Source organism: Pedobacter steynii (assembly GCF_900103665.1).
In the GTDB taxonomy this organism is placed as follows: domain Bacteria; phylum Bacteroidota; class Bacteroidia; order Sphingobacteriales; family Sphingobacteriaceae; genus Pedobacter; species Pedobacter steynii.
In genome coordinates, this window is record NZ_FNGY01000005.1 from 422,597 (window position 1) to 435,820 (window position 13,224).

At 42.2% G+C, this 13,224-nt stretch carries 9 protein-coding genes; 1 reads left to right on the forward strand and 8 read right to left on the reverse strand.

What is annotated here, in order from left to right:
- Window positions 1-63: 63 nt before the first annotated feature.
- The 3 genes from BLQ87_RS16135 to BLQ87_RS16145 are packed head-to-tail and all read right to left on the reverse strand — an operon-like array spanning window position 64 to window position 4,392.
- Complete coding sequence (locus tag BLQ87_RS16135) at window positions 64-795, reverse strand: head GIN domain-containing protein (RefSeq protein WP_074608642.1); 732 nt, start codon at window positions 793-795, stop codon at window positions 64-66.
- Between the two features lie 54 nt (window positions 796-849).
- Window positions 850-2,505 carry a M1 family metallopeptidase gene (locus BLQ87_RS16140; RefSeq protein ID WP_172664891.1) on the reverse strand — a complete coding sequence of 552 codons (1,656 nt, stop codon included), beginning with the start codon at window positions 2,503-2,505 and terminating at the stop codon, window positions 850-852.
- A gap of 9 nt (window positions 2,506-2,514) precedes the next feature.
- The gene (locus tag BLQ87_RS16145; RefSeq protein WP_083361903.1) at window positions 2,515-4,392 is read right to left on the reverse strand and encodes a CocE/NonD family hydrolase; all 1,878 of its coding nucleotides are present in this window, start codon (window positions 4,390-4,392) and stop codon (window positions 2,515-2,517) included.
- Between the two features lie 150 nt (window positions 4,393-4,542).
- Between BLQ87_RS16145 and lpdA the strand changes: the two genes are divergently transcribed.
- The gene (lpdA, locus tag BLQ87_RS16150) at window positions 4,543-5,949 is read left to right on the forward strand and encodes a dihydrolipoyl dehydrogenase (protein ID WP_074608643.1); all 1,407 of its coding nucleotides are present in this window, start codon (window positions 4,543-4,545) and stop codon (window positions 5,947-5,949) included.
- Between the two features lie 34 nt (window positions 5,950-5,983).
- Here the strand turns inward: lpdA and BLQ87_RS16155 are convergent, their stop codons facing one another.
- From BLQ87_RS16155 to BLQ87_RS16175, 5 genes are all read right to left on the reverse strand, one after another.
- Window positions 5,984-6,799 (reverse strand): hypothetical protein, encoded by an 816-nt coding sequence (locus tag BLQ87_RS16155; protein WP_074608644.1) that lies wholly within the window; start codon window positions 6,797-6,799, stop codon window positions 5,984-5,986.
- Between the two features lie 98 nt (window positions 6,800-6,897).
- The gene (locus BLQ87_RS16160) at window positions 6,898-10,089 is read right to left on the reverse strand and encodes an efflux RND transporter permease subunit (RefSeq protein WP_074608645.1); all 3,192 of its coding nucleotides are present in this window, start codon (window positions 10,087-10,089) and stop codon (window positions 6,898-6,900) included.
- Window positions 10,090-10,126: 37 nt separating this feature from the next.
- Window positions 10,127-11,191: an efflux RND transporter periplasmic adaptor subunit gene (locus tag BLQ87_RS16165; RefSeq protein ID WP_074608648.1), complete on the reverse strand. Its 1,065-nt coding sequence runs from the start codon at window positions 11,189-11,191 to the stop codon at window positions 10,127-10,129.
- A complete protein-coding gene (locus BLQ87_RS16170) occupies window positions 11,188-12,546 on the reverse strand; it encodes a TolC family protein (protein ID WP_074608650.1) in 1,359 nt (452 codons plus the stop codon). Before BLQ87_RS16170 ends, BLQ87_RS16165 begins: the two co-directional genes overlap by 4 nt.
- A gap of 24 nt (window positions 12,547-12,570) precedes the next feature.
- The gene (locus BLQ87_RS16175) at window positions 12,571-13,176 is read right to left on the reverse strand and encodes a TetR/AcrR family transcriptional regulator (protein WP_074608652.1); all 606 of its coding nucleotides are present in this window, start codon (window positions 13,174-13,176) and stop codon (window positions 12,571-12,573) included.
- Window positions 13,177-13,224: the final 48 nt, after the last annotated feature.

A 13,224-nucleotide genomic window follows, 5' to 3' on the forward strand; every position in this document is an offset into this window, starting at 1 on the left:
AAATCCCCGGACGATGAGTCCGGGGATTTTTTTTATACCTGATTTTTAACGTAGATACTTCTTTTAGTCTGCTTTTCTGACTTTTCCTGATCCGCCAATAGCTTTGGTCACTGTTGGATTTCCGGTATAGTTGATATTTCCAGATCCTCCGATTGCCGCATTGATCGTTTTTTCTGCGTTGATGTAGATGTTTCCGGAACCACTGATGTGGGCATTTACTTCATCTGAAGACAGGCTGCTTCCAGAGAAGCTTCCTGATCCGCTAATGGCTACATCTGATTTTTTTGCTTTGCCCGAAAAAGACAGTTTTCCTGATCCGCTGATGGCAGCTTCCAGACTTTTTGCATTGATCGTTGCCTTGATGCTTCCGGAACCGCTGATTGCAGCATTAAATTCATCTGCATTAACGGTGTTTTCTACTTCAATGCTTCCAGAGCCAGCCATTGCCAAAGAAGTTAACTTCTTTACCGTAATGTAGGCGGTAATTTTGGAATTTGATCTGCCGAACCAGTTATTGGAGTTTTGCTTTTTCGGTCTGATGTTCAAGCTGCCATTCTTTACTTCTGTGATCAGTTCGTCTATGCCTTCCTGATCTCCTTCTAGTCGGAGACTTTCGGTATTTCCGATTTTGACATAAACTTTCAGTGGTCCGGAAATGCCGATGCCGGTAAAGTTACTTACTTTTCTTTCTTCATCATGAAGGCTTGAAACGCTGATCCTGATTGGTTTTTCTGCTTTGCTGATGGCAGCAAACCCGAAAAGTGCAAATGTTAATATTAAGCTGATTTTTTTCATGTGGTTAAGGTTTTCTATAAGACGCAGCCTACATCACGTTTGTTGCAAGATTTACTATAAATTTTTTATTTTAATATAAAAATTTGGATCTGCTTTGAAGTTGTCCTTATTGATCTGGTTACTTAATGCGGTGGTTTTCCATGCGGTAGTCGGGTAGATGCTGGAAAAGCGCTCGTCTTTCAGTGTTACTTTTAAAGGCATATCAAAGCCTTTTACACAGGAGGTCCACCTGTAGGACAGTTTGCCGTTTTCAATTTTGTATTCCAGGACAGGGACCATCGTTGTTCTCAAATACTGATCAAAAACCTTTTCCAGTTTTAGACCACTTTGTTTCATGATGTACTGCTCTACCTGCCGGGTGGTTACTGTTTGGTGGTAGAAAGTTTTATTCAATCCCCTTAGGATGGCCCTGAATTTCTCATCGTCATTGATCAGTTGTCTGATCATATGGATCATGTTGGCCCCTTTATAATACATGTCTCCGGAACCTTCGTGGTTGACATCATAAATACCGATAACCGGAACATCGTTGGCAATGTTCTTTCTGATGCCGATGACATATGCTGAGCCCGCTTCTTTTCCCTGCGTAGATTCTGTAAATAAAGCTTCAGAATAATTGGTAAATGCTTCATGCACCCACATGTCGGCAATGTCTTTTGTGGTAATGTTGTTTCCAAACCATTCATGACCGCTTTCGTGAATGGTAATGAAATCAAACTTCATTCCCCATCCGGTGCCGGAAAGATCTCTCCCCAGATAACCCATTTTAAAGAGGTTTCCATAGGCGACGGCACTTTGATGCTCCATGCCCAGATGAGGGGCCTGTACGAGTTTATATCCATCTTCATAAAAAGGGTAGGGACCGAACCAGTGTTCAAATGATTTGAGCATCGGCTTAACATCTGCGTCCCAATGTGGACGGGCCTTGGTGCTGTCTTCTTTTAAAGACCAGTAATCTATGGAAAGGTTGCCTTTCTCTCCGGCATACTGATCTGTCCAGTGCGCATATTTACCAATGTAAAAGCTCACATTATAATTGTTGATCGGATTGCCTACAAACCAATTGTACCTGGTGTATCCGTCAGAAAGCGCTTCTGTGCTTCTTAAACGGCCATTGGAAACCTCCTGAAGTCCTTTCGGGACACTGATGCTGATCAGGATACTGTCGACCTCATCGCTTTGGTGGTCTTTGTTCGGCCACCAGCTGCTGGCACCCAGACCCTGACAGGCCACAGACACCCATGGGTTCCCGGATTTATCCTTGCTGAAAATAAAGCCTCCATCCCATGGCGGGGTTTTGGCGATGATCGGATTTCCGGAGTAAAATACGGTAAAACTTTCTTTACTTCCTTTGGTAATGGTTTGTTGAAAATCGACAAATACGGCGTTGAACTCCCTTTTGAAAGGAACGTTTTTGTTTTTATAAACCACCTTTTCTACCCTGAGGTTTTCGAAAAGGTCGAATTGTAATTTGCTGAAATCCTGAGTTGCCCTGAACTGGAATTCATTACTTCCACTAATAAATTTTTGATCGATATCGACTTTGACATCCAAATGGTAATAATTGATGTCATAGCAAGATCGCAATGCGCTTAATGTTCCCCGCAGGCTGTCTGCACGGTTAAATTTTTTCTTTCCTGTCAGCAGCTGTGCATTGCTGAGCTGTGTGTAGCTGAGCAATGCCAGTGTTAAATATAAAATCTTCTTCATGGACTCAGATTAGGGTTTTAATACCGTGACAGATACAGATGAAGCATTCTGCTCATCATGGTAAATGCGCTGAACTGCTTTTTGGAAATCGCTGTCTGATGCATGGTAGATGTCGGTGAATTTCTGAGGATTCCGGTCTACCAGCGGGAACCAGGAATTTTGTACCTGGATCATGATCCGATGTCCTTTTTTGAACGTATGTGCCACATCAGGAATGCTGTAGCTGACCTTTGTTACTTTCCCTGGAACAAAGGGTTCCGGTTTCTCAAAACTGTTTCTAAACTTCCCACGCATCACTTCTCCACGAACCAGCATCTGGTATCCGCCCATAATGATGTTTTTTGGATTAGGCTCCATTGGACGCGCATCTTCCGGGTAAACATCAATCAGTTTTACCACATAGTCGGCATCTGTTCCTGAGGTAGAAACAACGAGGTTGGCATTAACCGGTCCTGTTAAGGTGAAATCTTCTTCCAGAACTTCAGTCTGGAAAACCTGTACATCAGGTCTGCGTGCTGCAAAGCGCTGATCATCGATCATGTATTCCCTGGTTCTTCTGGCCTGTACGCCGTCCTGATAAGGAACCGGGTTGGCCGGATCAGTTTCGTATTGGTTATAGCTGTTGGAAGCAGTAGGCTTTTGGAAGCTGAGCTTGCCTTCAGGTTGAAAATAAAGGGTTTTGTTTTCTGTATTTTTTGGTGGCCAGGTGGCAAAGCCTTTCCATTCATTGCTTCCTGTAATAAAGATATTTGCTTCTGCCAGTTTAGCATCAGTTGCATCTTTCAGGTATTGCATAAAGAATGGAAATTCCAGGTTCTTCTGGTACCAGGTACTTGTTGGCTGTCCGAAGCTGATGTCTCCAAAGCTTTCTCCTGTTCCTCTTGACCATCCTCCATGAAACCATGGACCCATTACGAGGTTGTTTTTTGTTGTCGGGTTTTGTTTTTCTATGGCCTGATAAGTCTGTAAAGCGCCATAGGCATCTTCTGCATCAAAGAATCCACCCACCACAAGTACCGCAGGTTTTACACCTGTTAAATGTGGTCTGATGTTCATTCCTTTCCAGAAGGCATCATAGGTGCCGTGTGCCATCATGTCGTCCCAGAACTTAATGCTGTCGCCAAAGTATTTTTGTTTTACATTTTTTAATGCACCCACACTCAGGTAAAAACGGTAGTTGTCAGTGATGGGATAATTGAACGGTTTGGGTCCTTTGTCCGGGGTGATTGGTTTTGGTCTCGGAACACCAAATGAAGAATAGAAGCTGAAAGCATCTGCCAACATAAAAGCGCCGTTATGGTGGAAGTCATCCCCCATAAACCAATCGGTAACGGGTGCCTGAGGGGATACTGCTTTTAAGCCTTCATGTGCGCCCGGGAGGGCAGCTGTGGAATAAAATCCCGGATAAGAAATTCCATAAATCCCTGCTTTACCATTGTTGTCCGGGATGTTTTTGATGAGCCAGTCTATGGTATCATAGGTGTCTGAGCTCTCATCAATCTCTTTTTTTCCTTTCTTTTGATCGATATGAGGTCTTACGTCAATAAATTCTCCTTCACTCATCCATTTTCCGCGTACATCCTGATAAACAAAAATAAATCCTTCTCTAAGAAATAAAGGAGATGGGCCTAAGGTCGTTTTGTATTTGTCTTCTCCATAAGGGGAGACGGTATAGGGTGTCCGGTTGATCATAAAAGGATATTTTTTTCCTTTACTTTTGGGGACATAGATTGAGGTAAACAATTTAATACCATCGCGCATAGGGATGCTGCGTTCGATTTTTGTGTAATTCTCGCGTACATACGCGGAATCTGATTGCTGGGCATAGCCGGATGTACCTGCAAAAAACAGGATCATCATTAACCAGGAAAATTTAAAGCGGGTCATGTTGGGTATTGGTTTTTATTGAAGCTTAAATATACAGAAAACGTCTGCTCATTTTAAGGATTGTAACATTAAAGATGAGGAAAGAATTGGAATATGGGCGATTATTAGTGTTAGGTTTATTAACTTTGTGCAACAAAAAAAATCCTTTATATGCAATACGATGTAGTTGTTATTGGCTCGGGCCCGGGCGGTTATGTTGGAGCAATCAGATGTGCCCAACTTGGCCTAAAAACGGCAGTGATAGAAAAATATAAAACTTTTGGTGGAACCTGCTTAAATGTAGGTTGTATCCCTTCAAAAGCATTGTTAGACTCTTCAGAGCATTTTCACAATGCGGCACATACTTTCCAGACTCACGGAATTAACCTTAAAGATCTGAAAGTGGATATGCCACAGATGATTGCACGTAAGGATGATGTGGTGACACAGAATACGGTTGGAATCCAATATCTTTTCAAAAAGAATAAAATTGATTCTTTCCAGGGAATCGGATCTTTTGTAGACAAGAACACGATCAAAATCACTAAAGAAGATGGAACGACTGAAACGATAACTGCAAAAAATGTGATCATTGCTTCAGGTTCTAAACCGACTGCTTTGCCATTTTTACCGATCGATAAAAAGAGAATCATTACTTCTACGGAAGCTTTAAATATTAAAGAAGTTCCTAAAGAAATGGTGGTAATTGGTGGTGGTGTAATTGGTCTGGAATTGGGATCAGTTTACGCACGTCTGGGTACTAAAGTATCGGTGGTTGAATTCATGCCATCAATCATTGGAACCATGGATGCCGGCTTAGGAAAAGAACTTCAACGCGTGTTGAAAAAATCTTTAGGCATGGAGTTTTACATGGGGCATAAAGTAACCGGCGCTACTGCCAAAGGTAAAAGAGTAACCGTAACTGCAGACAATGCAAAAGGGGAACAGGTAAAACTGGAAGCTGATTATTGCATCGTTGCTGTAGGACGTACGGCTTATACTGCTGGTTTAGGTTTAGAAAACATCGGCATCACAACGGAAGAACGTGGCAACAAGATTCCGGTAAATGAGCATTTGGAAACTGTTGTTCCTGGTGTATACGCAATCGGTGATGTAATTAAAGGTGCCATGCTTGCGCATAAAGCGGAAGATGAAGGTATTTATGTTGCGGAAACTTTAGCCGGACAAAAACCACATATCAATTATAACCTGATTCCCGGTGTAGTATATACCTGGCCTGAGGTGGCTTCTGTAGGTTATACAGAGGAGCAACTGAAAGAAAAAGGTACGGCTTATAAAGCAGGATCCTTTCCTTTCAAAGCAAGTGGACGTGCGAAAGCAAGTATGGATACCGATGGTTTTGTAAAGGTATTGGCTGATGCTAAAACTGATGAGATCCTGGGTGTTCACATGATTGGCCCACGGGCAGCAGATATGATTGCTGAGGCGGTTGTGGCGATGGAATTCCGTGCTTCGGCAGAGGATATCGCGAGAATTTGCCATGCACACCCAACCTATACGGAAGCACTTAAAGAAGCGGCAATGGCGGCGACTGAAAATAGAGCAATACACATGTAATCATTTGTTATTGATCATGGGAAAAGGCTGCAGATTAATCTGTGGCCTTTTTCATTAGCGCCGGGTAACTTTCTCTCAATGCCCTGACGCCGGCTTCTATCAGCATAAAATTATCTTCCAGGTGTCCGTGCTGGACTTCAACGTTCAGGTAAGGGATGCGGTTCTTCATTGCATAAATAGAAAGAGAACCATCGTCTTCTGCTTCCTGATGCTGTAGTACTACATTCATATTTTCTTTTTTTAGCTCGCTGAATAGCACTTTTTCGGTCACCAGGATCATATCATCAGGATCCATGGCCGGGTTGACATGTACCGAATCTGCCACGTTTTCCAATTCTGCGCCAGGGAGATAAGAGGAGATGCCGAAACCTTCATCAGCGTTGTTATGAAGCGTGAAAATATAACCCAGTTTTGCAGGCTGATAGAAGTTTAGGATTTCTTTGGCAATCTGTTCCAGCTGATCGTTTACCACTTCATCCGTTTTACCATACTTCTCCAGTCCAAGGGTAATGCCTGGTCTGGAATAGATGCTGTTCGGATCGGTCTGGTAGTCCTGTCCGTTATAACTGAATGCATAATTTCTTTGTCCGCCGTACTGGCAGTCAATGATGTTTCCTCCGTTTAAGCGGATGTATTCAAATGCGGCCTTTACACCGGTATCTTCATCATCGTGAATGGCCAGGAAGCTGATCTTCTGGGCGCCATATTTGTATTTTACCAGCTCAACAGGCAGGTCATTTAATTCAAGAATGGTAGAGTCCATGGTCATTCCTTCAAATACGGGAGGATGCTGGGCGTTTGAATCCAGCCAGCCACAGGCAAGTGCGAGTAATAAGGCGTGTTTCATCATGGCAGGTATATAGCAAAACTCTGACCACTAATTTATTACAAACAAAAAAGAGGAACCCTTTATCGGGGTTCCTCTTTTTTGTTATAGTGGATGGAGGATTAATGTCCGCCTTCCAGGTCGTATTCTTTTACATCTTTATGGTCGTAAGGTTCGGCGATCAGCTCTTCCATACTTTTGCCTTTTTTATTGAAGCCAAAGCGGTCTAAGATGCTGTCGAACACCTGGTACATTACCGGAACCACGATTAAGGTCAGGAATAATGAACTGGTTAGTCCACCTACGATTACCCAGGCCAGACCGTTTTTCCATTCCGCACCTGCACCACTTGCCAGGGCAATTGGAAGCATACCGATTACCATGGCAATCGTTGTCATCAGGATCGGACGTAAACGGGCATGGTTGGCCAGTACAAGGGCTTCGTGCGTTGACTTTCCTTCTGCTTTCATCTGGTTTGTAAAATCGACCAGGATGATTGCATTCTTCGCAACCAAACCGATGAGCATGATCAAACCTAAAATGGTAAAGATACCGAGTGAGTTGTTGGTTAATGCCAGTGCAAGCAGGGCTCCGATTACCGATAAAGGAATCGAGAACATCACCACAAAAGGGTAAACAAAACTATCGTAAAGGGCTACCATAATCAGGTATACCAGGATGATAGAGGCCATCAGGGCGATTCCTAACGTACCAAAACCTTCACTTTGGTTCTCCTGGTCGCCGGCCCATACGTAACTTACGCCAACCGGTTTCTTTAGCTCACCACTTTTTTCCATGTCTTCCAGTTTTTTCTGCAGCTCTGCTACGATCGTACCTGTCGGCCTGCCGATAGACTGTGCTTTTACAGAAACTGAAGTACTCTTATCTCTACGTTCCAGCTGACTCGGTCCGGCGCCTTCTTTAATGTCTGCAAACTGAGATAGTTTTACCTGTTGTCCGGTAGCATTGATGAAAATAAGGTTTCTTACATCATCAATGTCTTTACGGTTGAAGGTCTGGTAACGGATGTTAATGTCGTATTCATACTCTCCTTTACGGTATTTACCATCTGTATTTCCACTAAAAGCGGTCTGCATGGTGGTACCTACAGTTTGCAGTGTTAAGCCCAGGGCAGCCATCTTATCACGGTCTACCTGAACATTAATCTCCGGACTACCTTTCTCTACAGAAAGCTTGATCTCGGCTGAACCCTGGATCTTACTCAGGACTTTCATTGCTCCTTCTGCATATCTCATGGCACTGTCCAGGTCTGAACCCATCACGACCATATCAATAGGCGCATTTTCAGCGATACCTAAAATACTGATAGGTACTGTTTTTACCTTTGCTCCAACCAGCACTTTTGCCAGCTCGCGACTTACTTTGGTCGCATAGATACTGGATTCATCTGCACGGTCTTTACGTTCTACCAATTTAACATTGATCTCTGATTTATACGCTGTAGCTTGAGTACCACCAAAGTCACCACTTGATTGTCCTACAGTGGTGATCAACTGTGTGATCTCTTTTTTAGTTTGTAAGAAAGCTTCTGCCTGTTGGGTAACCTGATTTGTTTTCTCAATAGAAGCATCTTTAGGAAGCTCTATCTGTACCAGGAACTCACCTTTATCACTCTTAGGGAAAAACTCTGTTCCGATGAAACCACCAATGGTTAGTCCACATGAACTGAGTAATAAAAGGAATACCCCGATCAGGGTGATGGCTTTATGGCGTAAAGTCCATTCTAAAATTCCGGTTACCCAAACAGTAAAGGAATGCAGCTGCTTTTCGAACCATAAGATGAAACGTCCGAAAGCATTTTTACCTTCAATTTTTTCCAGTTTACCGAAACGTGAAGACAATAAAGGTACAATGGTAAATGAGGTAATTAAGGACAGCAGGGTAGCGATAATTACTACCACACAGAACTGGCGTAAGATATTAGATACCAATCCCGAACTTACCGCAATTGGAAAGAATACCACCACAATTACCAGGGTAATGGAAACTACGGTAAACCCGATTTCGCTGGTGGCATCATAAGCCGCACGAACTCTGTTTTTACCCATCTCCATGTGCCTGTATATATTCTCTAATACCACAATTGCATCATCGACAAGGATACCTACCACGAGGGAAAGTCCAAGTAATGACATCAGGTTTAAAGTATAGCCAAATAACCCGATCCCGATAAACGTAGCAATCAGGGATGCAGGAATGGAAACCATTACAATGGCCGCGTTACGTAAACTGTGGAGGAAGAACAACATCACAAAAGCTACCAGGATAATCGCAAGGATTAAATCGTGGATTACCGCATCTGCAGATTCCAGCGTGAAGATGGAACTGTCGTTTACGATCAGCATTTTTAGATCATTGGCCTTGTAGTCTTTTTGAAGGGTTTCCACAATTTTATGCATTCCCTTACTTACTTCAACCGCATTCGCATCAGATTGTTTAATGATCTGAATTGCAATCGCACCTTTTCTGTCGATACGCGCAATTTTCTCTACTTCTTTCTGTGCATCCTGAACATCCGCAACATCACTTAACCTGATTTGTGCCCCGGCTTTGCTCGTCGATACTACGAGATTTCTTAACTCGTCTATGGATTTATATTTACCTGATAAACGGATCAGTACGTCCTGATTTTCAGTTTTTACACTTCCCGTAGGGAAATCCAGATTGGAGGTTAAGATCGCTTGTTGAATTTGTGGTACAGACAGTCCGTAACCTTGTATTCTATCTGCATCCAGTCCGACCACAATTTCACGTTCCTGTCCACCTACAAGGTTAACCTGAGCTACCCCTGTCACCCTGGAAAGGATTGGAGCAATACGTTTGTCAATTAAGTCGTAAAAGGCTGCATCATCCATTTTTGCGGATGCTGACATGGTAATTACCGGTAAATCATCCAGTGAGAATTTATTCAGGGATGGTGGTTTTACGTCTGTAGGTAAATCTGCAAGGATTGCGTTTACTTTACGTTGTGCCTCATTCAATGATAAATCCACATTGGCTTTATCATTTAAGGTAATGGTCACCACGGATAAACTCTCATAAGATACTGCATTCAGTTTCTTAATGTTTTCCATGGAGGAGACCGCATCCTCAATCTTCTTGGTGACGGTGTTTTCCACCTCATTTGGTGAAGCTCCCGGATATATCGTGGAAATGGATACTACGTTGTTCGAGAACTTCGGTAACAACTCATAACTCAAGCTGAAGTAACTCAATAGCCCCATCAGCGTTAGTACGGTAAAAACCACAATAACGAGTGTTGGGCGCTTTATAGAAATTTCTGTTATTTTCATCAGAATGTATTTATATTTTTCATTGTAAAGGCCTATTCTATTTTACAGGAGCAACCGGAGTACCATCAATCAGGTTGATCTGGCCACTGATGATCACTGTTTCGCCTTCTTTCAGACCATCAAGGATTTCTACATTTTCTCCAAGGATTCTTCCGGCAACTACTTTACGCAATACCGCTTTATTTCCCTCTCCTAAAACAAAGATCTGGTTGCTGCTCACACTACCTACGAACGAACCACGTGGAATGGTTAAAGTAGGCGCCTGACCTGGGAACTTGAAGATCGCAGTACCGTACATTCCTGCTTTAATGGTGTTTTTCTTATTGTTCTCTACCATGATCTCAATAGGGAAGTTTAAGGAAGCATCAGCTTTGGCAGCAATGAAAGTGATTTTACCTACATAATCATCTGTAGGAAATACGTTTGATTTAATTTGTACCTGATCGCCAACTTTAAGGTTAGCTACCTGCGATTCGTTCACGCTTACTTTCAGCTTTAATTTAGAAACGTCTACCAATTCAAACATTTGTGTACCCTGGGCATTTACGAAAGCACCTACTTCAATATATTTCTTGTTGACAATACCGTTGATTGGCGATTTGATGTTTGCATCACTTACTTTTCTCTGCGTGCTTTGCAATCTTAGTTTCGCATTTTGAACCATAAGTCTGGCCTGATCCAGTTGTTGCTGGGTTACACCGCCTGTTTTGAAGGAGCTGCTGTATCTGGCTTCATCTCTGACCGCATTTTGCAGGTTTGCTTCTGCTGTTTCTTTATCGGTATTTAGAATTTCTGCATCAACACGGGCTAAAGACTGACCTTTAGTTACTCTATCACCTTCCTCTACATAGATTTTTGTTACACGTCCTGCATTTTCAGAAAGGAAATTCAGTTCCTGATTGGGCGCAAATGTTCCGTTTGCACTAAAATCAAGGTTGATGGCTTGTTTCTCTATCACTGATGTACGGACACTGATTGCACCGCTACCTTGAGCTACAATTGCCGTTTTTGCCGCATTTTTCTTTTTGTTATTGGTTAATACCAGGACGATGCCTGCGATGGCAAGTATGATTACTAAGGCTGTAATAATTCCTCTTTTCATTGTAGTAGTGATTTTATATTTCCGTTTGATTTGATTAATTGGATTTCGGCAATTTTATAGTTTAATAATGCCTGGTTGTAACTGTTTTGGGCTTGGGTAAGTGCATTCTCCGTATCCAAAAGATCAGTTAATGGTGCAAGTCCGTTGTTGTAATTGTTTTGCGTGCTTTGGTAAATCTCCTGAGCAAGAATCACATTCTGACGTTGGGCAGTTATGGTGCTCATGTTGTCTTTTAATTTGATTTTGGCATTTTCAAGATCTACGTTTAAAGCATTTTTCATTTGTCTGATGTCTTCATCTGCTTTTTTCAGGTTCACATCTGCCTGACGTACTCTGGAACGTGTAGCAAAACCATCAAATATCGGAACGCGTAAAGTAATGCCTACGGAGGCCATGTCATACCAGTTCGCGGTACCTTTGCCTTTAAACAGGTCAAATTTATTGCTGACCCCATTGTAGTTGTAATTGCTGTTCAGTGCAAGCGTAGGATAGTATTCCGAGACTTTCGCTTTTCTGTCGAGCGTGTACAACTCTTTTTGAACATTGGCAATTTTCAGCTCAGTCCTGTTGCTCATGTCAACAGATTCAGCGAATTGAGGCAATACCTTAATCTCTGCTAACTCTGTCTGAGGTAAAATGATAGCCGTTTCTACAGGCATGCCCATCGAAAATTTCAACATATTTTCCAACTGAGTGATGCCATTGATCAGCTGGGCTTTTTGGGTTTGCAGGTTTGTCAGGTTGACTTTGATCCGGTCTACATCAATCTTTTTTGCCAATCCGTTTTTGTATTGATCTGCAAGAATCTTTTCCACAACTTTCACATTTTTGATATTGGTGTCGATCACATTTAGTTGTTGTCTGTTCACCAATACTGAATAGTAATTGTTAGCCACCTGCTCGATAATTTGTTCTTCCGTAAGCTGGGCATTCAGCTTATAAAAACTCTCGCTGGTTTTTGCGGCTTTCAGGCCGGTAAAAACAGTTTGATTAAACAATTGCTGGCTAAATTGAAAGCCTGCTCCTGCATTGTATTTTGTACCTGCTTTAGCGACGATCACTTCTCCCGGTCTGTTTAGAAATTCTCCTGGCAGTACGATACTTTGTACAATAACGTTGTCTGTAAGGCTTGCACTTCCGGTAAGTTGTGGCAGGGCCTGAGCTCTGATCTCCTGAGTTTTAAACTTACCTCCGTCTACGTCAAGGTTTGCTTTTCGTACCGATACAGCGTTCTGAACGGCGTAGTTTAATGCATCTTTAAGGCTCAGTGTTTGCTGTGCACTTACTACATTCGATAATAGCAACCCCAGCAGCAGTAGCGGAATTAATCTTACCTGTTTAATTATAGTATTCATGTTTGTGATAATTTGGGGTCTGTTTTATTTTAATCCTTTGATAAATATTTTAGATAAGCTGAGCTGTTTCTCTAATATGGCTTTCATGTCTTTTTTGCTTGGGAAGAGTTCTTTGTTTCCATGGAGCAGGCATAGTGAGGTGATTCCTGACAGGCTGTCTAAATAGAGCTCGGCCATTTTGTTTACCTCACAAGGCGCAATCTCTTTATTGTCAACTGCCCTTTGCAGAATTTCGGCATGGAGATTTTCATTTTTTGCTTTCATTTTCATAAAGGATTCCCTAAGCTCATCGGAGCTGAGAGAGGCATCCGGGCTGCCACCTGAGAGGTGAAGCATATAATACTTCTGAAAAAAACGGTGTTTAACCTCAACAAATGCGGCGAAACGTTCTTCCAGCGTGTCTTTCGCAAATTGATCTCTTTCTAAAATCTCGAAGTAATCGGAGAAAATCTTATCAATTACTCCCAATACCAGACTGCTTTTATCCGGGAAATAATAATATAAGGAAGGTTTTGATACCGATAAATCATCTGCAATCTCGTTCATTGTGGTTTTGTTAATTCCATAATGAATGAAGCGCTTGATCGCACCCTCAATAATCAGTTCTCTTTTTTTATCTGTCTCTACCATTCTACTTTTCTACTTTCTGACTTTTTTCTTTGAACGGTCAAAAATACT

Coding starts and splice junctions, on each gene's coding strand:
- BLQ87_RS16145 (WP_083361903.1), bottom strand. CDS start 4,392: ATGACCCGCTTTAAATTTTCCTGGTTAATGATGATCCTGTTTTTTGCA.
- BLQ87_RS16155 (WP_074608644.1), bottom strand. CDS start 6,799: ATGATGAAACACGCCTTATTACTCGCACTTGCCTGTGGCTGGCTGGAT.
- lpdA (WP_074608643.1), top strand. CDS start 4,543: ATGCAATACGATGTAGTTGTTATTGGCTCGGGCCCGGGCGGTTATGTT.
- BLQ87_RS16170 (WP_074608650.1), bottom strand. CDS start 12,546: ATGAATACTATAATTAAACAGGTAAGATTAATTCCGCTACTGCTGCTG.
- BLQ87_RS16140 (WP_172664891.1), bottom strand. CDS start 2,505: ATGAAGAAGATTTTATATTTAACACTGGCATTGCTCAGCTACACACAG.
- BLQ87_RS16165 (WP_074608648.1), bottom strand. CDS start 11,191: ATGAAAAGAGGAATTATTACAGCCTTAGTAATCATACTTGCCATCGCA.
- BLQ87_RS16160 (WP_074608645.1), bottom strand. CDS start 10,089: ATGAAAATAACAGAAATTTCTATAAAGCGCCCAACACTCGTTATTGTG.
- BLQ87_RS16135 (WP_074608642.1), bottom strand. CDS start 795: ATGAAAAAAATCAGCTTAATATTAACATTTGCACTTTTCGGGTTTGCT.
- BLQ87_RS16175 (WP_074608652.1), bottom strand. CDS start 13,176: ATGGTAGAGACAGATAAAAAAAGAGAACTGATTATTGAGGGTGCGATC.